Origin of the sequence: Roseateles toxinivorans (assembly GCF_004362525.1) — a bacterium.
Lineage (GTDB): Bacteria > Pseudomonadota > Gammaproteobacteria > Burkholderiales > Burkholderiaceae_C > Paucibacter > Paucibacter toxinivorans.
The window spans coordinates 598,208-619,773 of the sequence record NZ_SNXS01000003.1 but is presented as its reverse complement, the minus strand read 5'-3'; the positions used below and the strand labels follow the sequence as shown (position 1 = coordinate 619,773).

Below are 21,566 nucleotides of genomic sequence, written 5' to 3'. Positions count from 1 at the left end.
CCCCGCCTATCTTCGCCTCAACCCAAGCCGAGCTGGAGATAGCCATGAAGCATGTCAGAACGTCCACCGCCCTTGCCTGCTGGATCTGTTGCGCGCTGACCGGTGCGGCCCAGGCCGCCGCCACCGTCACCCTGGTCAGGGAGAGCGAGCGGCTCACCCATGTGCGCATCAGTGTCGGCACACCCGCCTTCACGGTCGTCAACACGCCCAGCGGCGAGTTCCGGCGCTTTGCCCGCGGCGAACAGGGCCTGGGCAGCGTGCGCGGCGGCGCCGATGCACGCGGCCTGCCCGAGCTGCCCGTGACCGGCTTCCCGCTGGCCCTGCCGGTGGACTTCATGAGCGCGCCCGGCATCACCGTCACGCCCGAGGGGCCACTGCGCCGCGCCAGCGTACGCCTGTATCCGGTGCAGCCCAGCGAAACCGCGTTCGAGAACGAGCCGCTGCCGGCTTTCGAGTTCGACGCCACACGCTATCTGAAGGGCGCGGCCGGGCCCGGCGAGGCGCTGTCGCGCAAGGCCATCTTCAAGGGCGATGCCAATGTCGAGACCCTGCGCTTCTCGCCCTATGGCTACGACCCGGCCACCCAGATGCTGACCTGGTACGACAGCTATCTGGTGCAGGTGCAGCATGCCGCCGGCCCCTGCTTCGTGGTCGACCATCTGGCCGACACCCGCACCATCTCTGCCTTCGACGGCATCGACAAACTGCTGCAGAAGGCCCCGCTGCCGGTGCTGAAATACGCGCTGAACCAGGGCATGACGGCCAATCTTTGCGCAAGCCTGGCGCCCGCGCCGCAGCTCTCGGGCGCCCGCTTCGTGATCGTCACGCACCCGGACTTCCTGAGCGCGGCCAATACCCTGAAGGCCCACAAGGAGGCGATGGGCATCTCCACCCATGTGGTGACGACGCAGACGATCAGCGGCGCCGGTGCGGCCGCCACGGCCGTGCAGATCCGCACCTGGCTGGCGGCCTACTACAACAGCAAGGTGATCAAGCCCAAGTGGCTGCTGCTGCTGGGCGACGCGGAGAAGGTGCCGGCGCACTACGATCAGAACAACTGGTACACCAACTCGAAGAACGCCGGCGATGTGTGGTACGGCCAGTTCATGCCCGGCGCCACGGAAGAGACGGTGCCACCGATAGGCATCGGCCGCTTCCCGGTGGACACCCTGGCCCAGGCCGATGTGATGGTGGCCAAGGTGATGGCCTTCGAGAACTTCCCGCCGCCCGGCGCCGGTGTCGGGCCGACGAACGGCCAGAATTTCTACAGCCGCCTGACCTTCGCCTCCTTCTTCGAGGGCAACGGGACCAAGGACCAGCGCTGGTTTGCCGAGGTCACCGAGAAGGTGCGCAACCATGCGATGGGGCTTGGCTATGCCGTGCAGCGCATCTACAAGGCCAGCGCCGCCGCCAACCCGACGACCTGGCGCAGCGGCCTGTCCGTGCCTGCCGATCTGCGCAAGCCCGGCTTTGCCTGGAATGGTGACGCCGCGGACATCACCACCGCACTGAACGCCGGCACCGCGCTGATCTACCACCGCGACCACGGTGGCTGGAACGGCTGGATAGACCCTGAGTTCAAGACTGCCAATCTGGGCTCGGTGTCGGTGACCAACAACCAGTACCCGGTGGTCTTCAGCGTCAACTGCGCCAGCGGCATCTTCGACAACGAGACCGTGGACCTGGCCCCCAACAAGGTCGGCGGCGGCCTGGGCCCGAGCCCCAGCAGCGTCTACTGGGCCGAAAGCTTTGTGCGCAAGGTCGATGGCGGCCTGGCCGTGATCGGCGACACCCGCAACAGCAGCACGGTGGACAACGGCCACCTCGCCATCGGCCTGTTCGACGCCATCTTCCCCGGCTTCGCGCCCGGCTTTGGCGGCAATGCCGCCGTGCGCCGCATGGGCGATGTGCTGAACCACGGCTTTGCGTACATGGCCGCCGTCGATGCCGGCACGACGGACAACCTGCACCCCAGCGACAGCGGCGCCGTGGTCGGCGTCGAGGGCCTGCGCCACGAGATGAACATCTACAACGTGCTGGGCGACCCGACGGTGAAGCTGCGCACCACCGCGCCTTGGAACCTGTCCACCGTCAACCTGTCGGTGCTGCGAGGCACGGCCTTTGTCAACGTGGCGCGCCAACCCTGCCTGGGTTGCCCGCAAAACATGGCCCCGCCGGAGATGGTCACCGCCGTGGCCATCGATCCGGCCAACGGGCGCCTGATCGGCCGCACGCTGATCAATGCCGACGGCAACGGCAGCATCGATCTGGGCGGCTTCACCGGCAACTTCCTCCTGCGCGTGGCCTCGGCCGACGGCGCCAGCCAGCAGGTGGCCCGCACCGAGACCGACAGCGACGGCGACGGTGTGCCCGACAGCCGCGACAACTGCCTCAATGTGGCCAATGCCAATCAGCGCGACAGCGACGGCGATGGCTATGGCGATGCCTGCGACGCCGACGTCAACAACGACGGCATCGTCAACAGCATCGACCTGGCCCTGGTGCGCACCGCCTTCGGTGGCCGCGGCCCGAACCGCGCCGACCTCAACGGCGACGGCCTGATCAATGCGCTGGACCTGGCCCAGGTGCGCCGGCTGTTCAGCACCCGGCCCGGCCCCTCGGCCTGGCACCGCTCCACGGAATGAGTTTCCCCTGCCCTGCTTGTTCAACACCAACCCAAGGACACATCATGAAAACCCTCAGCCAATTCGCCGGTGCCGCGGCCCTGCTGCTCGGCGCCGTGAGCGCCCAGGCCGCCGGCAGCCTGGTCATCACGCCCGTCGACAGCAACGTCAACCCCGGCGACAGCTTTGCCCTGCTGGTCAGCGGCAGCGGCTTCTCCGACAAGGTCGTCGGCGGCGGCTTCAACTTGAGCTTCGACGCCAGCGTGCTGTCACTGACCAGCGTCACGGTGGATACCGTGGTGTGGGAATTCGTCAGCAGCAACGGGCTGATCGACAACGCCGCCGGCACGCTCAGCGACGTCTACTTCAACAGCTTCAAGGCCCAGCTGCCGACCGGCGACTTCAAGGTCGCCACGCTGCAGTTCAGTGCCAAGGCTGGCGGCAGCAGCGCCATCACGTTGAGCGACAGCCCGAATTTTCCCTTTGCCAATGATCTGGCCGAGGTCGTCTCGGTGAGCTACCAGGGCGCGATGGTCAATGTCAGCGCGGTGCCGGAGCCGGACAGCTGGGCGCTGCTGCTCGGTGGGCTGACAGCCATTGGCTGGCTGGCACGCCGCCGCTGAGTCAGTTCAGCACCGCCTCGGCCGCCGCGGCGGCCTCCTGGTCATGGCTTTGCTCCTCCTCGATCACGTCGCGCGCTGCCGTCAGCGCGCGACGGAACTGCGGCCACATGCGGGCAAAGGTCTCCAGCTGGGCGCCGTGCACCGCCGGGTGCACGTGGTACCAGGCGACGATGGACTTCGGATCGTTCAGGTTCAGCTGCATGGCAGGCTCCGCTGTTGAATACTGTGTTTGCATACAGTATCACATCAGGGACCACCCGCAAACAGGTGGGGCCCCCAACAGCTACCGGCGGCTAAACTGCCCTCCTCTTTGCCCTTCGAGCCGCTGTGCCCGCCGTCCCGCTATTCGCCTTGCTCTCGCGCCGTCTCGCCTGGTTCCTGCTGCTGCTGTGCGGCCTGGCCGGCGCCCAGGTGCCGACCTTGAGCCTGGAGTCCCTGCCCCGCCCGGCCACGCCGCCGCGCGAGGCCGGGCCGGTCGTGCCCTCGCAGGTGCTGCGCTGGCGGCAGGAGGCCGAGCGCTACGAGCATGGCGACGGCCTGCCGCGCGACCCGGTGCAGGCGGCCCAGCTGTATTGCCGGGCGGCGCGGTACGGTGACGCGGTGGCGCAGTACAACCTGGCCTGGATGCTGACCAATGCGCGCGGCATCGCGCGGGACGACGCCCAGGCCGCGCATTTGTTCTCCGCCGCCGCCGAGCAGGGCATGACGCAGGCGCAGAACATGCTCGCGTCGATGGGCACGCCGCAGGGCGCGCCGCCCGCCTGCCTGAAGCCGCCGGACGCGGACCCGGCGCCGGTCATCGCAGCAGCCACGCCCGCGCGCAAGCCGGTGGCCTTACCAGCGCCTCCCCCGCCGGCCAATGCGCCGCCGACCATCGTGCGCTTCGTCAGTCTGGTCGCGCCCGACTACCAATTGGCCCCGCATCTGGTGCTGGCGGTGATGGCCACCGAGTCCAATTTCGATCCGCTGGCCCTGTCGCCGAAGAATGCCCAGGGCCTGATGCAGCTGATACCGGACACCGCCGCGCGCTTCAAGGTGCGCAACCCGACCGATCCGGCGCAGAACATCCGCGGCGGCATGGCCTATTTGCGCTGGCTGCTGGCCTATTTCGAGGGCGATCTGTCACTGGCCCTGGCCGCCTACAACGCCGGCGAGCGTGCGGTGGACCGCTACCGTGGCGTGCCGCCCTATGCCGAGACGCGGATGTATGTGCGGCGCATCATCGCCGCCATCGGCGGCCAGCGCTCCCACCCGTTCGACCCGACAGTGACGGCGCCGTCGGCGATGCTGGCGCTGCTACGCGACCCGGCGCGGCCCGCGCCCCGCTGAGCGACCGGCCCGCCACGCCGCGCCCATTTGCGTTCGCGCAATCCTGACGGCGACGGGTGGCCTTGTGTGCGCCAGCGTACAGACGGTCGCTCACCACCCCACGGACAGTAGGGGCATGAACCTGCAACCAAACCCCTTCGGCAGCCTGCAATCGGCGCGCCCTGCAGTCGCGGCGGCGGTGGCCTCCGGCGAGGTCGAGGGGCTGCTGCTGGCTGCCAGCGCCCGAGTCGAAGCCGCGCAGACCCAGGACGGCGTCACGGTGGATCTGCTGGTCCATCTGGCCTGGCATGTCATCAATATCGAGGCCTGGCCTCTGTGCGGCCACCAGCAGACCGCCCTGCTGGTGGCCGCCGCGCAGCGCCAGATGCGCACCCTGCTTGCCGACACCGGTCTGGCGGCGTTGCTGATCGAGCAAGGGGCGATCGAAGCGCAGCTGCAGCAAGGGCTGCAGCGATCCACAGCCGATTGGGGCTTGAGCGTGGACCTGGTGGTCTTGCGCCAGGTGGACATACCGGTGGGCCGGCAGATCGAGGCCGATGTGGATCATCTGTGCGCGCTGCGCCAATGCCGGGATCGTCGCCGCGCGGCATTCTGCTAGGGTAGAGCCTGTTCGGTTCAAACCCAGACAGCAAGAGATGCAAGACCTGACCCTGATGCCGGCCGACGAGTTGGCGCCCGGCCTGCTACACGAGGCCTTCACTGCGGCATTTGCCGACTATCTGATCGGCCCCTTCGTGCTCTCGCCCGAGCAATGGCCGCAGTTTCTCGGGCGCCAGGCGGCCGATCTGTCGCTGAGCCGGGTGGCGCTGCGCGCCGGCCAGGTGCTGGCCTTTGCGCTGGTGGCACCCCGCGGCCCCGAGCGCTGGCGCCTGGCCACCATGGGCGCGCTGCCCGCCGCACGGGGCAGCGGCGCCGCACCGGCCCTGCTCGATGACTGGACAGCGCGCGCCGGGGCCTCGGGGGTGCGGACGCTGGAGCTGGAGGTATTTGCCCAGAACGAGCGGGCGCTGCGCCTCTATCAAGGGCGCGGCTTCACCGCCCTGCATGAGTTGCACGGCTATGCCTTGGGCAATGCCGCTTTCAACGGCGTGTCGCCGACCGTTGCCGAGATTGACCTTCCATCGGCCTTTGCCTGGCTGGACGAGACCGCGCTGCGCGTGCCGGACCTGCCGCTGCAGATCACGCCCGCCTCGCTGCGCACGCTGCCCAACGCGCTGAAGGCGCTGCGCCGCGGCCAGGCGCAGTTGGTGTTCAGCGTCGCCGCGCCGACCCTGGTCGTCACCGTACACAGCCTGGTCGATCACGGCCCGGACCAGACCGATGCGCTTGGCCTGATGCAACAGCTGCTGGCCAGCCACCCGGGTCATGAGATCAAGGTGCCTCAGCTGCAGCGGCTCGATCTCGGGGGCCAGGCCTTGCGTCAGCTCGGTTTTCAGCTGCTGCCCCTGCACCAGCTGCAGATGGTCAAGCCGCTGCGGAGCTGATTCAGCCACCCTTGTCGGGCTTGGGCTGGGTCAGCGTGCGCAGGCTGCTCAGGTCCAGTTCAGGCGCCAGGGCGTGGCGCTCCGCATTGAACAGACCACGAAGCGCGTCACCGGCCTGCCACTGCTCGGCATCGGGCGGCGCCTGCTGAGCCTCGGCGGCACTGTGTGCCACCTGGGACAGCAGGCTGCCGAGGTCGGACAGGTCGACCCGGGCCTGCTCGGTTTTGACGGGCATGCTGAAGCTGGGCAGGGCCGGTGCCACCGGGGCGGACACCCGCGGCATCGAGATGCTGCTCAGATCGAGCGCTTCGCGTTCAATCGGCTTGGGCATGGCAATCTGCAAGCTGGCCAAGACCTCGGCCTGGGCCGCGGCCGCGGCATCGCGGGCGGCCTGCAGCGCGGCCCGGCGAGCGGCTTCGGCCGCCTTTGCCGCGTCTGCAGCTGCCAGCCTTTCGGCCTCGGCTGCTGCCATGGCCGCCGCCACCCGCTCACGCTCGGCCCGCGCCTCGATCTCTGCCTGTTCGGCGGCGGCGCGCTCGGCCTCGGCCCGCTCGCGCGCGGCCTGTAGCTCTGCGGCTGCTCGTGCCTCGGCAAGGCGCTGCGCTTCGGCCCTCGCTACTGCGGCCTGCGCTTCGGCGGCCCGTTCGGCCGCCACCTTCGCCGCCGCCTGTTCGGCTGCCAGCCTTTGGGCCTCGGCCAGGCGGGCGGCGGCGAGCGCTGCCTGCTCGGCCGCGCGCTGTTCGGCGGCCTCCCGTTCGGCCGCAGCCAACTCCGCCGCACGTTGCTCCGCCGCCGCTTGCTCAGCGGCAGCCTGTTCGGCCGCAGCACGTTCTTCTGCGGCCCTGGCCGCCGCCCGCTCGGCGGCCAGCTGTTCGGCAGCGGCGCGCTCGGCAGCCTGTCGTTCGGCTTCGGCCAGCGCAGCGGCCCGTTCAGCGGCGGCCTGCTCGGCCGCGCGCCGCTCGGCTTCGGCACGCCGGGCGGCAGCCAACGCGACCTCAGCCTGTTCTGCAGCGGCGCGCTCGGCGGCCTGACGTTCGGCCTCGGCCTTGTCTGCAACGGCCTGGGCACGGGCCGCTGCTGCGGCACGGTCCACGGCGGCCTTCTTGGCGGCGGCACGTTCGGCGGCGCTCATGCGGGCCATGGCAATACGCTCGGCCTCGGCGCGCTCGGCGGCCAACCGCTGCTCCTGTTCCAGACGCCTGGCCTCGGCGGCTTCCCGAGCCACCTTGGCATCGTGCGCCGCTCTTGCCAGACGCTGCGCCTCGGCCAAGGCCTGAGCCTCCAGATCGGCCTGCCTCGCGGCCTCGACCCGGCGCTCGGTCTCCAGTTCGGCAGCGAGGGCGGCCGCCAGTCTGAGCGTCTGTTGTTCCGCCTGTAGTGCCGCCTGCTCGGCGGCCAGCGCAGCCGCCCGTTCGGCCGCTTCGCGCGCCGCAGCCTCAGCAGCCAGTCGCTCGGCGCGCTCGGCCGCAAGCCGCTGCGCCTCGGCCTGTTCAGCGGCCACACGAACGGCCTCGGCGCGCCGGGCCGCTTCATCACGCTCGGCAGCTGCCTGCTCGGCCGCTTGCTGGGCCTCTCGCGCTGCGGTTTGCCGCGCCAACAGCTCGGCTGCCTCGCGCGCGGCCCGCTCCATCGCGGCGCGCTCGGCAGCCGCCCGCTCCTCGGCCAGGCGTTTGGCTTCGGCCTTGCGCTGGGCAGCGAGCGCCTGTGCCGCGGCCTTCTCGGCTGCTGCCTTCTCGGCGGCGGCCCGTTGCGCGGCCGCCTTTTGCTCGGCCAGGCGTGCCGCTTCGGCCTTGCGGGCGGCGGCAAGCGCCTGCGCCTCGGCACGGGCGCGGGCGGCAGCCTCCTCGGCCTGCTTCCTGGCCTGCGCACGGGCCAGCGCCTTGGCCTCAGCCTCCGCAGCGGCCTGGGCCTTGGCAGCAGCCTTGCGCTCGGCCGCCTGACGCGCAGCTTCCTGTTTGGCCGCAGCCTTCAATGCGGCTTCTTCGGCGGCGCGGGCCCTTGCGGCCTTGTCCCTGGCCGCCTGGGCGCGGGCCATCTGCTCCTCGGCGGCCTGCTGAGCGGTCAGCGCCTCGGCCTCGGCCTGTTCGGCCTCTAGCCGTGCGCGTAGCGCACCAAGGGCAGCCTCCTCCGAGGCGTGCCGTTCCTGGGCCAGGCTGGGCTCCTGAGGCGCGGGATCGGGCAGCAGTTCCTCGACCCGTGGCAAGAGCTCCGGCGGTGCAGGCGATGCCGGCTCCTCGACCGGCAAGGGAATCGCGCGGCGGCGTTCGCTGATGTCCTCGACGTCGGTGACGTCCTGCATATTCCAGCGCTTGGACGGGCGGGCGGAGTAGCCCGAAACCTCGTCGGCGCGCGGCGGCACCGGCTTGGTGTTGTTGGACTGCAGACTGTCCAGCGAGATCGTCAGGTCCAGCGGCTTTTCCAACTCGCGCATGCGCTGGTTGAAGGCTTGCAGCGCCTCGTTAGGGTCAAAGCCATCTTTCCTGGTCATGGTGGCATTGTGACCCGGCCGCTGATCGAGCCGTTAGCGGGTTCCACCTCCCATCCCAAGGGATTCCCCGCCCGGCGGGCCAGCGCAATGCTCCCATAATGAAACGAAAGAACACTGGCGGCCTCTGCCCGCCCCCAACAGTCAGCGAGGACAGGCTTTGAACCCAGCAGCACTCCAGGTTTTGTGGGTGGACGAAATGAACCGCCCGGACTTGCTGGACGGTCTGACCGAGTCGGTCTGGGGGCCGTTCCAGATCGAACGCTGCGCGGATCTCAGCGCCGCCGCCCAGCGACTTGGTGAAAGCCCTTTTGATGCGCTGCTTGCCGCCCTGCCCCACGAGCGCGCCGCGGGCTTGAGCGCCTGGCCGGCCCTGAGCCACGCGGTGCAGCACAGCGCCACCCTGGTGTTCACCCCCGACTGCGAGCCCGACTGGACGCTGGACCTGCTCTCCCGCGGCGTGCAGGACGTGTTGCCCATGGCCCAGCTGGCCTGCCTGCCGCGCTGCCTGCGCCTGAGCATCGAGCGCCACAAGCTGGACCGGGCCGCGCGCAAGGCCTATGCCACCGATCTGGGCACCGGCCTGCCCAACCGCACCCAGCTGCTGGAGCATATGAACCATCTGCTGGCGCTGCGCCAGCGCGAGCCCTCGCCGATGGGCTTGCTGGTGGTGCGTGTCGAGGGCCTGCTGCGCGCCAAGGAGGACCTGGGTCGCGAGGCCGCCAATGTGCTGCGCCGCAAGGTGGCGGTGCGGCTGCGCGCCGGTGTGCGCGCCAGCGATGTGGTGGCCTCACTCGGGGCCGATGTGTTTGGCGTGCTGCTGGCCTCGACCGAGAAGCCCGAGGACGCCGAGCGCGTCGCCCGCAAGCTGCAGAACGCGGTGCACAAGCCTCTGTCGGTGGCCGGGCATGACCTGACCCTGAACAGCAGCGTCGGCATCAGCCTGTACCCGTCAGATGCGCAGGACGCCGACACCCTGCTGCGCCTGGCCACCGCCGCCGCGGCCGGCCGGCCGGTGGCCGGCAAGGCTGGCCTCACGCAGTGGCCAGAGCGCAGCCGCAAGGCCAAGCCGGCGGCGAATGACGAAGAAGGGTAGCCCGGATGGAATCCGGGACGGTGGCAAGCCAACAATGGCCCCCGGATTGCATCCGGGCTACTTCTGGATATCACCTAAGCAGAGGTACTTCACCTCAACGTAGTCGTCGATGCCATGGTGCGAGCCCTCGCGCCCCAGGCCTGACTGCTTGACGCCGCCGAAGGGCACCTCGGCCACCGCGATCAGGCCGGTGTTGATGCCCACCATGCCGTACTCCAGCGCCTCGCCGACGCGGTAGACGCGGCCGATATCGCGGCTGTAGAAATAGCTGGCCAGGCCGAACTCGGTGTCATTGGCCAGGGCGATGACCTCGGTCTCGGTCTTGAAACGGAACACCGGTGCCACCGGGCCGAAGGTTTCCTCGCGGGCGCAGAGCATGTCCGAGGTCACATCGGCCAGCACGGTCGGTGTGTAGAAGCGCTCGCCAATGCGCTGCCCGCCCAGCACCACGCGGGCGCCCTTGGCCAGCGCGTCGGCCACATGGGCCTCGACCTTGGCGATGGCCTGGTCATCGATCAGCGGGCCCTGGTTGATGCCGGCCTCGAAGCCGTTGCCGACCTTGATCGCACCGGCCTTCTCGGCCAGCTTGGCGACGAAGGCGTCGTAGACGCTGTCCTGCACATAAAGGCGATTGGCGCAGACGCAGGTCTGGCCGGCGTTGCGGTACTTGCTGGCGATGGCGCCCTCGACGGCGCTGTCCAGGTCGGCATCTTCGAACACGATGAAGGGGGCGTTGCCGCCCAACTCCAGCGACAGCTTCTTGATCGTCGGCGCGCACTGCTTCATCAGGATGCGGCCGACCTCGGTCGATCCGGTGAAGGACAGGTGGCGGACGATGTCGCTTGAGCACAGCACCTTGCCGATGGTGATCGAGCTGTCGCCATCGGCGGTGATGATGTTGAGCACGCCGGCCGGCATGCCGGCGCGTTGGGCCAGCTCGGCCACGGCAAGAGCCGACAGCGGCGTCTGTTCGGCCGGCTTGATCACCACGGTGCAGCCTGCGGCCAGCGCTGGGGCGACTTTGCGGGTGATCATCGCGATCGGGAAATTCCAGGGCGTGATCGCCGCGCAGACGCCCATCGCCTGCTTGATGACCAGATAGCGCTTGTTGCTGTCGGTGGTCGGTATCGTCTCGCCATAGATGCGCTTGGCCTCCTCGGCAAACCACTCGATGAAGCTGGCGCCATACATCACCTCGCCGCGCGCCTCGGCCAGCGGCTTGCCCTGCTCGGCGGTCATGATACGGGCCAGGTCATCGGCGTTCTGCACGATCAGCTGGTACCACTTCATCAGGATGGCGGCGCGCTCCTTGGCCGTCTTGGCACGCCAGATCGGCCAGGCCGTATTGGCGGCCTGCAAGGCGGCCTCGGTCTCGACCTCGCCCAGATTGGCCACGTCGGCCAGCTTGGCACCGGTGGCGGGGTCGGTGACATCGAAGCGAGCGCCGCCGGCCACCCATTCGCCGTTGATCAGCGCATGGGTCTTGAGCAGGCTGGCGTCCTTCAGCGAGGCCAATGGGGAAGTCTTGCTGTCCATGAGAATCTCCTTGATAGCGGGGCGGCCCGGCGCAACGCCCGGGCAAGGACGCGACTCTAGCCGGGTTTGACACGCCCGGTTTTACGCCAATCGCCCACCGGGTTGGCCGGTGGATGCCCCACCTATAATCAAAAGGTTCGAGAAATCAAGCATTTACATCGAAGAGAGCCCACGGATGAAAGCCGCAGAAATTCGCCAGACCTTCCTCAAGTTCTTTGAGTCCAAGGGACACCAGATCGTGGCCTCCAGCCCGGTCGTGCCCGGCGATGACCCGACGCTGCTGTTCACCAATGCCGGCATGAACCAGTTCAAGGACGTGTTCCTGGGCTTCGACAAGCGCAGCTACAACCGCGCGACAACCGCCCAGAAGTGCATACGCGCCGGCGGCAAGCACAACGACCTGGACAACGTCGGCTACACCGCCCGCCACCACACCTTCTTCGAGATGCTGGGCAACTTCAGCTTCGGTGACTACTTCAAGCAGGACGCCATCGCCTACGCCTGGGAACTGCTGACGACCAAGTTCAATCTGCCAGCCGAGAAGCTCTGGGTCACGGTGTACGCCGAGGACGACGAGGCCTACGAGATCTGGAACAAGCAGATCGGCGTGCCCGCAGAGCGCATCGTGCGCATCGGCGACAACAAGGGCGGCCGCTACGCCTCCGACAACTTCTGGATGATGGGCGACACCGGTCCCTGCGGCCCATGCACCGAGATCTTCTACGACCACGGTCCCGAGATCGCTGGCGGCCCCCCGGGCAGCCCGGACGAGGACGGCGACCGCTACATCGAGATCTGGAACAACGTGTTCATGCAGTTCAACCGCGATGAAGCGGGCGTGATGCACAAGCTGCCCAAACCCTCGGTGGACACCGGCATGGGCCTGGAGCGCCTGGCCGCCGTGTTGCAGCATGTGCACAGCAATTACGAGATCGATACCTTTGTGGCGCTGCTGGCCGCCGCAAAAGCGGCGGTTGATGCCGCCGGTGGTCAAGACTGCGACAAGGACAGCCCCAGCCTCAAGGTCATTGCCGACCACATCCGCGCCTGCTCGTTCACCATCGTCGACGGCATCATCCCCGGCAACGAGGGCCGCGGCTATGTGCTGCGCCGCATCACCCGCCGCGCCATCCGCCACGGCTACAAGCTCGGTGCCCGCACGCCCTTCTTCCACAAGATCGTGGCCGAGCTGGCCAACCAGATGGGCGATGCCTATCCGGAGCTGCGTCAGAGCCAGCAGCGCGTCGTCGAGGTGCTGAAGCAGGAGGAAGAGCGCTTCTTCCAGACCATTGCCAATGGCATGGAGATTCTGGAAGCGGCCCTGTCCGGTGGAGCCAAGCAGATCGATGGCGAGACCGCCTTCAAGCTGCATGACACCTACGGCTTCCCGGTCGACCTGACCGCCGACGTCTGCCGCGAGCGCGGCGTGACCGTCGATCAGGCCGGCTTCCAGGTGGCCATGGAGCGCCAGCGCCAGCAGGCCCGCGCGGCCGGCAAGTTCAAGATGTCCGCGGGCCTGGAGTACACAGGCTCCGCGACGCAGTTCCACGGCTACGAGCACCTGGTCTGCGAGCATTCCAAGGTCACGGCCATTTACGTCGATGGCTCGCCCGTGCAGAGTGCCAAGTCGGGCGATGACGCGGTGATCGTGCTCGACCACACGCCGTTCTACGCCGAGAGCGGCGGCCAGGCCGGCGACAGCGGCGAGTTGCGCAACGGCACGACCCGGGTCGTCGTCGAAGACACGATCAAGATCCAGGCCGATGTGTTTGGCCACCATGGCCGCGTCGTTGAAGGCACGGTCAATGTCGGCGATCAGTTCGCTGCCAAGGTCAATGCCGAGCAGCGCCAGCACACGGTGCGCAACCACAGCGCCACCCATCTGATGCACAAGGCCCTGCGCGAGGTGCTGGGCGCCCATGTGCAGCAGAAGGGATCGCTGGTGAATGCCGAGCGCACGCGCTTCGACTTCGCCCACAACGCGCCGATGAGCGATGCCGAAGTGCGCAAGGTCGAGGCGCTGGTCAATGCCGAGATCCTGGCCAATGCCGCGGCCTCGGCCAAGGTGATGGCGCTGGACGACGCGCAGAAGACCGGCGCGATGATGCTGTTCGGCGAGAAGTACGGCGACTCTGTCCGCGTGCTCGAGATCGGCTCCAGCAAGGAGTTGTGTGGCGGCACCCATGTGCAACGCACCGGTGACATCGGCCTGTTCAAGATCGTCGCTGAAGGTGGCGTGGCCGCCGGCGTGCGCCGCGTCGAAGCCGTCACCGGCGACAACGCACTGGCCTATCTGCAGCAGCTCGAAGCCACCGTCAACGGCGTGGCCGGCACCCTGAAGGCGGCGCCCGGCGAAGTCGAGGCGCGCATCCATGCGGTGCTGGACCATGTGAAGCAGCTCGAGAAGGACATTGCCGCGCTGAAGGGCAAGCTGGCCTCGTCGCAGGGCGATGAGCTGGTGGCCCAGGCCATTGACCTGGGCGGCATCAAGGTGCTGGCCGCCACCCTGGTGGGCGCCGATGCCAAGGCCCTGCGCGACACCATGGACAAGCTCAAGGACAAGCTGAAGAGCGCGGCCATCGTGCTGGCCGCCGTCGACGGCGACAAGGTGCAGATCGCGGCCGGCGTCACGGCCGACCAAATGGGCAAGATCAAGGCCGGCGAGCTGGTGAATTTCGTTGCCCAGCAGGTTGGCGGCAAGGGCGGTGGCAAGCCCGATATGGCGATGGCCGGTGGCAGCAACGCAGCGGGCGTGCCCGCCGCGCTGGCCTCGGTGCAGGCCTGGGTGGCCGAGCGCCTCTGAACAACAAGGTCTGCCCATGAAGCGTCTCGTCTCTACCCCCGAAGAGCTGGAGCGTCTGGCCACGCTGCTCCAAGACCTCAGCGACAGCCAGCCCGATGACGAGGCCGTGCCGCTGGACTTTCTGGATGGCTATCTGACGGCGCTGATCTCCGGCCCCACGGTAGTGACGCCGATCGCCGCGTTGAGCGAGCTGTTTGGTGACGACTGGTCGGCCGCCTTCAAGGAGACGGCCGACATGCAGGAGTTCGTGGCCCTCTTGACCCAGCGCTGGAACGTGATCGCCAGCCAGATCGACCCGGACCGGCTGATGCAGTCGCCCGACGATCTGTCGCTGAGCCCGTTGATCACCGAGCTGCCGCCCGAGCTGCATGCCGAGCTGATCAAGAAAGGCCTGATGACGGCCGAGGATGCGGCGCTGATGCCTGCGGCCGGTGCACTGTGGGCTGAAGGTTATCTGCAGGCGCTGGACAACCACGCCGACAGCTGGACCATCAAGGACCCCGAATCCGAGGCCGGCGTGCTGTTCGACGAGCTGCTGAACTCGATTGCCGCCGTGATGCTGCCCGAGGGTGATGAGCGCAACGAGTACCTGCAGGCCACCTACGAGCGCACCGATGTCAGCGCCGACGAGGTGCTGAACGACGCCCTGTTCGCCGCTCAGGACATGCGCCTGTTCTGGATCCACTACGCGCCCAAGCCCGAGCCCCGCCGCGTCGAGGAGCTGCCCGGCCGCAACGACCCCTGCCCCTGCGGCAGCGGCAAGAAGTTCAAGCTGTGCCACGGCGCACCGAGTTCGCTGCATTGAAGTATTGACAAGGCCCCGCGGCGGCCCGGATACTGAGTCCATGCTGCGCCGCAACACCTTTACCCCGCAAACCTGCCTGGCCCTCTCGGCCGCGCAGGTTTTTGCCATTTGCCTGCCGCAAGCGCTAGTCGTCGTCATGTCGATCGATACAGGAGCGCGGGTCTAAGGAACAGCCAAGAGCAGTACAGGTATCCCCCAAAAGGCCCGCTGACCCCAGCGGGCCTTTTTGTTTGTCCGGAGTCCACAAGACTCATCACCCCAAGGAGAGCCAGAGATGACGTTCAGCATTCGCCGTTGCCTGCCCAGTGATGCCGCGGCCATCACCCGCATGAATGGAGATGACCGGGTCTATCCGGGTCTGCTGCAACTGCCCTACGCCAGCGAAGCCCGCTGGAAGGCCGTGCTGGAGGGCAATGAGGTGCCGGGCAACATCGACCTGGTACTGGTGGCCGAGATGAAGGGCGAGGTCGTCTCCTGTGCCGGGCTGCACGGCGTCGGCAAGGCGCTTCGGCGGCGCCATGCGATGAGCCTGGGCATCGCGGTGTTGCCTGAGGCCCAGGGCCAGGGTGTGGGCAAGGCCATGATGGAGGCGCTGACGGACTATGCCGACAATTGGGGCCAGGTATTGCGTATCGAGCTGACGGTGTATGCCGACAATGCCCGGGCCATCCGCCTCTATGAGCGCAGCGGCTTCGAGCACGAGGGGCGGCACCGCGCCTATGCGTTGCGCCAGGGCCAGTACGTGGACACGCTCAGCATGGCCCGGCTGCACCCCAATCCGCCGCAACTGCCCGCCGCCAAGGCCAGCCCGGCAAGGCAATAGTTGGCAAAATCTAGTGGCTTTCCGGTCGGCAGAGCGCGCCGACCGGCACCCGGCTGCGCTAGCATGGCCCGAGCCTCGCCCGGGAGCCGCCACAACAAAGGATCCGCCAGATGCAGCGAATAGCCAGCTCGCTGGTCACACGCATGTTTGTGGCCGTGGCAGCATTCAGCGCCCTGATCTTCGTCGTCGTGGGCGCACTGGAGGTGTGGAGAGAGCGCGTGCAGCTGACGGAAGCCGCACGCCGCGCCTCCGACTCCGCACTCTCGCTGAGCGCCAGCCCGATCGCCCTGGCGCTGTGGAACTACGACACCATGGCCCTGGAGCTGCAGGCACGCAACCTCACCCGCGATGGCGCGATCGTGCGTGTCGAGGTGCTGTCGGAGGATGGCAGCCCGGTGGTGGATCTCAAGCGCGAGGGCCAGGGCCTGCCCGCCGCGACCCAGGTGCGCGAGCTGGAATTGAGCGCGCCGGCACGCACGCGCGAGGGCGTGCAGCGCATCGGCCGCCTGCGCGTCAGCGAATCATTCGACGCCATCGACGCGCAGATCATGCGCCGCACGCTGGCTCGCCTGCCGCTGGAGCTGCTCAAGGTGCTGGCCATCGCACTGGGCATCCTGCTGCTGCTGCACCGACTGGTGACCCTGCGCCTGTCCGCTCTGGTCGAGCAGCTGCGCAGCATCAAGCTCGACGACCCCAGCGCCCGTGTGCAGATTGCCGGTGGGGTCCAGGGCGACAGCGACGAGATCATCGAGTTGGCCACCGCCGTCAACAAGTTCCAGCATGACCGCGCGCTGGAGATGGCGCGTCGGCGCGAGGCCGAACAGCGCCTGCTCGAAGGCCTTCACGAGCGTTCGGTAATCCTGAGTTCGCTGCGAGATGGCGTGCTGGCGCTGGACCAGTATCTGCAGATCCGCTTTGCCAATGCGGCGGCCGCCCGGCTGCTGGGCTGCAGAAACCTGGAAGGACAGGCGCTGAACGGACTTGCCCAGGTGAGCGTCGAGGCGCCCGACGTGGACCTGGCGGAGTGGTTGAGCAGCCGTCAGATCCCCGAACAGCGCCAGTACATGCAGCGCCTGCGCCTGCAGCCGCGCGAGGCGCCGGCCTTCGACGCGCTGCTGCAGGCCAACACCCTGCTGGGCGCGCCCGAGGTCGCCTGGATACTGGTCATCTCCGACATCTCTGAAGAGGTGCGCGGCCTGGCCGCCGAGCGCGCCCGCGAGCGGGCCGAGGCCTCCAACCGGGCCAAGAGCGAGTTCCTGTCGCGCATGAGCCATGAGCTGCGCACGCCGCTGAATGCCATCGTCGGCTTCGCCCAGTCGCTGGAGCGCGACCCGCTGTTGCGCGAGGACCCGCAGCGCCTGGAGCGCATACAGCTGATCACCCGCGCCGGCTGGCACCTGGCCGGCATGATCGGCGATGTGCTGGAGCTGTCGCGCATCGAGTCGGGCCAGGTCAAGCTGACACCTGGGCCGGTCGATCTGCCGGCATTGATCAGCGATGCGATCGCCTTTGTCTCGGCCGATGCACAGCGCGAGCACGTCACCCTGGCCCTGCACGCACCGGCCGACCTGTCGCAGACCCTGGGTTATGCCCAGGCCGACCCGATGCGGCTGGAGCAGGTGCTGGTCAATCTGCTGAGCAATGCCGTCAAGTACAACCGGCCCGGCGGCCGGGTCGATGTCAACGTGCTGGCCGGTGCGCCGGGCACGGTCGAAATCCGCGTGCGCGACACCGGCCTGGGCCTGAGCACCCAGCAACTGGCCAACCTCTACCAGTCCTTCAACCGGCTGGGCCGCGAGGACTCCGGCAAGGCCGGCACCGGCATCGGCCTGGTCGTCACCCGCACCCTGGTCGAGCTGATGCAGGGCCAGATCAGCGTTAGCAGCGCGCCGGGCGTGGGCACCGAGTTCTGCGTCACCCTGCCGCTGTCCTCCGACACGCCACTGCAGCCTCTGCCGCTGCCCGAGCTGCTGCCCGCCTACGGCCCCAAGAAGGTGCTCTATATCGAGGACGACCCGGTCAACGCCACCGTGATGCAGGCCCTGCTGAGCAAGCGGCCCGGCATCACGCTGCAGATCTGCACCACCGTCCGCGATGGCCTGGCCGCGCTGCGCCAGGCGACCCCCGACCTGCTGCTGCTGGACATGCAGCTGCCCGACGGCAGCGGCCTGGACGTCCTGCAGGCGCTGCGGCACGAGCATCTGGCCCCCGGCCTGCCCGTGCTGATGGTCTCGGCCGACGTGATGGACGACAGCGTCGGCGCGGCGCTGAGCGCCGGTGCGCGCTCCTACATCACCAAGCCGCTGGACTTCGAGCAGGTGCTCAGCGAGGTGGACGGGCTGCTGCGCGAAACCTCCGCAGCGGCCTGAGCGTCGGGCGCCGGGCCGGCCCGGCCTTGCAGATTTGCGACGCCTAGCTACAGAACTCCGCCACCGCCATAGTCAGCACGCCCATAGTCGGACCGGGCATGACACCATGCGCCGCATCGACGCTACGCCCTGCCCAACATGCTCCGACTCAAATCCTGGCTGCTTGCCGCCCTGCTTGGCTGCCTGGCGACCTCGCCGCAGGCTCAGACCGCTGCTCCCGGCAAGGGCATCGCCGTGGCCATCGGCGGCGCGCTGAAGTTGGACAACGACGCCGTCTGGCAGCGGCTCGTCGATCTGAGCGGCGGCAAGGGCGCCCGCTGGGTGGTGCTGGCCACGGCGGCCGGCAACCCGGGCAAGTCCGGCGACACGCTGGTGGAGGTGCTGCAAAAGCATGGCGCGGTAGCCGAGGCGCTGCCGATCGCACCACGCCTGGCCGGCAGCGACTACCGCGCCGCCGCGCGCGATCCGGCGCTGGTGGCCAAGGTGCTGGCCGCCCGAGGGGTGTACTTTTCCGGCGGCGCGCAGGAGCGCATCACCCAGGCCCTGCTCGACGAAAAAGGCCAGCCCACGCCGGTGCTGACCGCCATCTGGCAAATCTACCGCGCCGGTGGCGTGGTGGCCGGCAGCAGTGCCGGCGCGGCCATCATGAGCACCCATATGTTCCGCGACGCGCAGGACGTGCTCGAGGTGATGAAAGGCGGCATGACCGAGGGCAGGCACATCGATCGCGGCCTGGGCTTCGTCGGGCCGGACATCTTTGTCGATCAGCACTTCCTGAAGCGCGGGCGCTTCGGCCGCATGCTGCCGCTGATGCTGGCCAAGGGTTACCAGCTGGGCGTCGGCGTCGACGAGAACACCGCCGTCATCTTCCAGGGCGACAGCCTGGAGGTGATCGGCTACAAGGGCGCGCTGATCGCCGACCTCGGCCAGGCCAGCAGCGACCCGCGACTGCCGGCCTTCAATCTGCGCAATGCCCGCTTGAGCTATCTGGACCGCGGCGACCGCTACCAGCTCAGCACCCGCAGCGCCACGCCGTCGAAGGAGAAGCTCGCCGACCTCAAGGTGGACCCCAATGCCGCCGGCTTCAAGCCCTACTTCACCCGCGACGCCTTCTATGCCGATGCGCTGGGCGACACCACCGTCGCCAATCTGATGGGCAATCTGATCGACAACGCACAGCGCGAGGTCACGGCGCTGGCCTTCGGCGGGCCCGGCTCCGCAAGGCCCGAGCTGGGCTTCGAGTTCCGCTTCCGCAAGGGCGCGGACAGCATCGGCTACTACACCGGCGCCTTCGGCGGCGAGGACTACAGCGTCTTCAACATCTATCTCGATGTCACACCGATCACCCTGAGCCAACCCCTGTATCGGCCGCTTCAGGCCGCCAAACCCTGACCTCCCCTCTGAGTGCACCGATCATGAAATTGAAACTTCTTGGCCTGCTGACCGCCTGTTCCTTCGCCGCATCGGCCATCGCCGCCGAGCCACTGAAGCTGCGCGTCGGCGTCGAAGGCGCCTACCCGCCATTCAGCTCGGTCGGGCCCGACGGCAAGCTCAAGGGCTTCGACATCGACATCGCCAACGCCGTCTGCGCTCAGATGGGCGCGCAATGCACCCAGGTGCAGCAGGACTTCGACGGCATGATCCCTGCCCTGCAGGCGCGCAAGTTCGACTTCATCGTCGCCTCGCTGTCTATCACCCCGGAGCGCCAGAAGGTGGTGGACTTCAGCGACAAGTACTACAAGACGCCGAACCGCCTGATCACGAAGGCGAGCGCACCGATCGACGGCTCGCCGGCCAGCTTCCAGGGCAAGAAGATCGGTGTGCAGCGCAGCACCATCAACGACCGCTTTGCCAGCGACAAGTTCGCCGGGGCGACGATCGTGCGCTATGCCAAGCAGGACGAGATTTACCTCGACCTGGCGGCCGGCCGCGTGGACGCCACCCTGGTCGATGCGGTGGCCGGCGATGCCGGCTTCCTGAAAACGCCGGCCGGCAAGGGCTTTGCGCTGACCGGCCCGTCCTACGTCGATCCGGCCTACTTCGGCCTGGGGGTGGGGATTGCGATGCGCAAGGGCGATGAGGCGCTGCGCACCAAGCTCAACGCAGCGATCAAGGCAATACGCGCCAGCGGCGAGTACAAGAAGATCCAGGATCGCTACTTCGACTTCGACGTCTACGGCCAGTAAGACGCCACGGCCCGACATCATGCTGCACGGTTATCTCGACAGCCTGCTCGAAGGCGCGCGCCTGACCCTGGGCGTGGCCCTGAGCGCCCTGCTGCTGGCACTGCTGCTGGGTCTGCTCGGTGCCCATGCCAAGCTGGCGCAGGCAGTCTGGCTGCGGCGCATCGCCGCCGTCTACACCACGTTGATACGCGGCGTGCCCGATCTGGTGCTGATGCTCCTGATCTTCTACGGCGGCCAGCTGGCCATCAACGCCGCAGCCCCGCAGCTGGGCTTTGATGGCTACATCGACATCGACCCGTTCGCGGCCGGCGTGGCAACGCTGGGCTTCATCTTCGGCGCCTACCTGACCGAGACCTTCCGCGGCGCCCTGCTGGCCATACCGGGCGGCCAGGCCGAGGCCGCGCGCGCCTATGGCATGAGCCTGTGGCAGGTGCAGCGGCGCATCGTCTGGCCTCAGATGCTGCGCCTGGCGCTGCCGGGGCTGACAAACAACTGGCTGGTGCTGGTCAAGTCCACCGCGCTGGTGTCGGTGATCGGTCTCAACGACATGATGCACAAGGCCGGCCAGGCGGCCGGCGCGACCCGCGAGCCCTTCACCTTCTACGTCGCCGTGGGGGTGCTGTACCTGCTGATCACCAGCGCCAGCGTGGTCCTGCTGCGCCAGCTGGAGAAGCGCGTTTCGCTCGGTTCCAGGGCGTTGGCACTATGAACTTCGATGCTGTTCTTGTCAGCCTGCCGCTGTACCTGACGGGCCTGCTCACCACGATCAAGCTGCTGCTGATGTCGCTAGTGCTGGGCCTGGCTGGAGCGCTGCCCCTGGCCGTGCTTCGGGCCTCGTCGTCGCCATGGCTCAGCAGGCCGGTCTGGTGCTTCACCTATCTGATGCGCGGCACGCCGATGCTGGTGCAGCTGTTCATCCTCTACTACGGCCTGGCGCAGTTCGAGGCGGTGCGCAACAGCGCTGCCTGGCCGCTGCTGTCCAGCGCCTGGTTCTGCGCGGTGCTGGCCTTCGGCCTGAACACCTGCGCCTACACCACCGAGATCATCGCCGGCGCGCTGCGGGCCGGCTCGTTGGGCGAGCTGGAAGCGGCGCAGAGCCTGGGGCTGAGCCGCAGCGCGGTGTGGCGCCGCATCCTGCTGCCCTCAGCGCTGCGCCGCGCACTGCCGGCCTATGGCAACGAGGTCATCATGATGCTGCACGGCACCTCGCTGGCCAGCATCGTGACCCTGGCCGACCTGACCGGCGCCGCCCGCGAGGTGAATTCCCGCTTCTACCTGCCCTTCGAGGCCTTCATCACCGCCGGGCTGTTCTATCTGGCCCTGACCCTGCTGCTGGTCGCCCTGTTCCGGGCCGCCGAGCAGCGCTGGCTGCGCCATCTGCAGCCCCGCCGCTAGACCCCTCC

18 protein-coding genes are annotated in these 21,566 nt (G+C 68.2%); 15 read left to right on the top strand and 3 right to left on the bottom strand.

Going from position 1 to position 21,566, the window contains the following annotated elements; genetic code table 11:
* Positions 1–44: 44 nt before the first annotated feature.
* Positions 45–2,645 carry a C25 family cysteine peptidase gene (locus DES47_RS28990; protein ID WP_208114999.1) on the top strand — a complete coding sequence of 867 codons (2,601 nt, stop codon included), beginning with the start codon at positions 45–47 and terminating at the stop codon, positions 2,643–2,645.
* Positions 2,646–2,689: 44 nt separating this feature from the next.
* Positions 2,690–3,247 (top strand): cohesin domain-containing protein, encoded by a 558-nt coding sequence (locus DES47_RS14135; protein WP_166651998.1) that lies wholly within the window; start codon positions 2,690–2,692, stop codon positions 3,245–3,247.
* 1 nt (position 3,248) lies between these two features.
* On the opposite strand, the gene DES47_RS14130 is transcribed toward DES47_RS14135, so the two are convergent.
* Positions 3,249–3,449 (bottom strand): hypothetical protein, encoded by a 201-nt coding sequence (locus DES47_RS14130; protein ID WP_133701347.1) that lies wholly within the window; start codon positions 3,447–3,449, stop codon positions 3,249–3,251.
* Positions 3,450–3,574: 125 nt separating this feature from the next.
* Here DES47_RS14130 and DES47_RS14125 point away from each other — a divergent pair, with 125 nt between their 5' ends.
* The 3 genes from DES47_RS14125 (at position 3,575) to DES47_RS14115 (ending at position 6,060) form a co-directional block, all read left to right on the top strand.
* On the top strand, positions 3,575–4,576 hold the full coding sequence (locus tag DES47_RS14125) for a transglycosylase SLT domain-containing protein (protein WP_133701346.1): 1,002 nt from the start codon (positions 3,575–3,577) through the stop codon (positions 4,574–4,576).
* A gap of 115 nt (positions 4,577–4,691) precedes the next feature.
* On the top strand, positions 4,692–5,174 hold the full coding sequence (locus tag DES47_RS14120) for an SPFH domain-containing protein (RefSeq protein ID WP_133701345.1): 483 nt from the start codon (positions 4,692–4,694) through the stop codon (positions 5,172–5,174).
* Positions 5,175–5,211: 37 nt separating this feature from the next.
* The gene (locus DES47_RS14115) at positions 5,212–6,060 is read left to right on the top strand and encodes a GNAT family N-acetyltransferase (RefSeq protein ID WP_166651997.1); all 849 of its coding nucleotides are present in this window, start codon (positions 5,212–5,214) and stop codon (positions 6,058–6,060) included.
* A 1-nt stretch (position 6,061) separates the two neighbouring features.
* Here DES47_RS14115 and DES47_RS14110 read toward each other — a convergent pair whose 3' ends face one another.
* Positions 6,062–8,548 (bottom strand): hypothetical protein, encoded by a 2,487-nt coding sequence (locus DES47_RS14110; protein WP_133701343.1) that lies wholly within the window; start codon positions 8,546–8,548, stop codon positions 6,062–6,064.
* Between the two features lie 196 nt (positions 8,549–8,744).
* On the opposite strand from DES47_RS14110, the gene DES47_RS14105 reads away from it, so the two are divergent.
* Entirely contained in the window at positions 8,745–9,641 is an 897-nt protein-coding gene (locus DES47_RS14105) for a GGDEF domain-containing protein (RefSeq protein ID WP_133701342.1), read from the top strand.
* A gap of 57 nt (positions 9,642–9,698) precedes the next feature.
* On the opposite strand, the gene DES47_RS14100 is transcribed toward DES47_RS14105, so the two are convergent.
* Positions 9,699–11,177, bottom strand: a complete 1,479-nt coding sequence (locus DES47_RS14100; protein ID WP_133701341.1) for an NAD-dependent succinate-semialdehyde dehydrogenase — start codon at positions 11,175–11,177, stop codon at positions 9,699–9,701.
* Positions 11,178–11,352: 175 nt separating this feature from the next.
* Here DES47_RS14100 and alaS point away from each other — a divergent pair, with 175 nt between their 5' ends.
* The 9 genes from alaS to DES47_RS14060 all read left to right on the top strand — a co-directional run bounded on the left by alaS (position 11,353) and on the right by DES47_RS14060 (position 21,558).
* Positions 11,353–13,980, top strand: coding sequence for an alanine--tRNA ligase (gene alaS / locus DES47_RS14095; protein ID WP_133701340.1), 2,628 nt, complete (start codon positions 11,353–11,355; stop codon positions 13,978–13,980).
* A 16-nt stretch (positions 13,981–13,996) separates the two neighbouring features.
* Complete coding sequence (locus DES47_RS14090) at positions 13,997–14,785, top strand: UPF0149 family protein (RefSeq protein WP_133701572.1); 789 nt, start codon at positions 13,997–13,999, stop codon at positions 14,783–14,785.
* Positions 14,786–14,825: 40 nt separating this feature from the next.
* Positions 14,826–14,951: a hypothetical protein gene (locus tag DES47_RS29595; protein WP_279537334.1), complete on the top strand. Its 126-nt coding sequence runs from the start codon at positions 14,826–14,828 to the stop codon at positions 14,949–14,951.
* A gap of 108 nt (positions 14,952–15,059) precedes the next feature.
* Positions 15,060–15,608: a GNAT family N-acetyltransferase gene (locus tag DES47_RS14085; RefSeq protein WP_133701339.1), complete on the top strand. Its 549-nt coding sequence runs from the start codon at positions 15,060–15,062 to the stop codon at positions 15,606–15,608.
* A gap of 110 nt (positions 15,609–15,718) precedes the next feature.
* The gene (locus DES47_RS14080; protein ID WP_133701338.1) at positions 15,719–17,977 is read left to right on the top strand and encodes a hybrid sensor histidine kinase/response regulator; all 2,259 of its coding nucleotides are present in this window, start codon (positions 15,719–15,721) and stop codon (positions 17,975–17,977) included.
* Between the two features lie 138 nt (positions 17,978–18,115).
* Positions 18,116–19,369, top strand: a complete 1,254-nt coding sequence (locus DES47_RS14075; RefSeq protein WP_133701337.1) for a cyanophycinase — start codon at positions 18,116–18,118, stop codon at positions 19,367–19,369.
* A 23-nt stretch (positions 19,370–19,392) separates the two neighbouring features.
* Entirely contained in the window at positions 19,393–20,163 is a 771-nt protein-coding gene (locus tag DES47_RS14070; protein WP_133701336.1) for an ABC transporter substrate-binding protein, read from the top strand.
* Positions 20,164–20,182: 19 nt separating this feature from the next.
* Positions 20,183–20,872 (top strand): ABC transporter permease, encoded by a 690-nt coding sequence (locus tag DES47_RS14065; protein WP_133701335.1) that lies wholly within the window; start codon positions 20,183–20,185, stop codon positions 20,870–20,872.
* Entirely contained in the window at positions 20,869–21,558 is a 690-nt protein-coding gene (locus DES47_RS14060) for an ABC transporter permease (protein WP_133701334.1), read from the top strand. The genes DES47_RS14065 and DES47_RS14060 overlap by 4 nt, the downstream gene beginning before the upstream one ends.
* Positions 21,559–21,566: the final 8 nt, after the last annotated feature.

Excerpts from the sequence above, each read along its gene's own strand:
- DES47_RS28990 (WP_208114999.1), top strand. The coding sequence starts at position 45 with ATGAAGCATGTCAGAACGTCCACCGCCCTTGCCTGCTGGATCTGTTGC.
- DES47_RS14135 (WP_166651998.1), top strand. The coding sequence starts at position 2,690 with ATGAAAACCCTCAGCCAATTCGCCGGTGCCGCGGCCCTGCTGCTCGGC.
- DES47_RS14130 (WP_133701347.1), bottom strand. The coding sequence starts at position 3,449 with ATGCAGCTGAACCTGAACGATCCGAAGTCCATCGTCGCCTGGTACCAC.
- DES47_RS14120 (WP_133701345.1), top strand. The coding sequence starts at position 4,692 with ATGAACCTGCAACCAAACCCCTTCGGCAGCCTGCAATCGGCGCGCCCT.
- DES47_RS14115 (WP_166651997.1), top strand. The coding sequence starts at position 5,212 with ATGCAAGACCTGACCCTGATGCCGGCCGACGAGTTGGCGCCCGGCCTG.
- DES47_RS14110 (WP_133701343.1), bottom strand. The coding sequence starts at position 8,548 with ATGACCAGGAAAGATGGCTTTGACCCTAACGAGGCGCTGCAAGCCTTC.
- DES47_RS14105 (WP_133701342.1), top strand. The coding sequence starts at position 8,745 with ATGAACCGCCCGGACTTGCTGGACGGTCTGACCGAGTCGGTCTGGGGG.
- DES47_RS14100 (WP_133701341.1), bottom strand. The coding sequence starts at position 11,177 with ATGGACAGCAAGACTTCCCCATTGGCCTCGCTGAAGGACGCCAGCCTG.
- alaS (WP_133701340.1), top strand. The coding sequence starts at position 11,353 with ATGAAAGCCGCAGAAATTCGCCAGACCTTCCTCAAGTTCTTTGAGTCC.
- DES47_RS14090 (WP_133701572.1), top strand. The coding sequence starts at position 13,997 with ATGAAGCGTCTCGTCTCTACCCCCGAAGAGCTGGAGCGTCTGGCCACG.
- DES47_RS29595 (WP_279537334.1), top strand. The coding sequence starts at position 14,826 with ATGCTGCGCCGCAACACCTTTACCCCGCAAACCTGCCTGGCCCTCTCG.
- DES47_RS14085 (WP_133701339.1), top strand. The coding sequence starts at position 15,060 with ATGACGTTCAGCATTCGCCGTTGCCTGCCCAGTGATGCCGCGGCCATC.
- DES47_RS14080 (WP_133701338.1), top strand. The coding sequence starts at position 15,719 with ATGCAGCGAATAGCCAGCTCGCTGGTCACACGCATGTTTGTGGCCGTG.
- DES47_RS14075 (WP_133701337.1), top strand. The coding sequence starts at position 18,116 with ATGCTCCGACTCAAATCCTGGCTGCTTGCCGCCCTGCTTGGCTGCCTG.
- DES47_RS14070 (WP_133701336.1), top strand. The coding sequence starts at position 19,393 with ATGAAATTGAAACTTCTTGGCCTGCTGACCGCCTGTTCCTTCGCCGCA.
- DES47_RS14065 (WP_133701335.1), top strand. The coding sequence starts at position 20,183 with ATGCTGCACGGTTATCTCGACAGCCTGCTCGAAGGCGCGCGCCTGACC.
- DES47_RS14060 (WP_133701334.1), top strand. The coding sequence starts at position 20,869 with ATGAACTTCGATGCTGTTCTTGTCAGCCTGCCGCTGTACCTGACGGGC.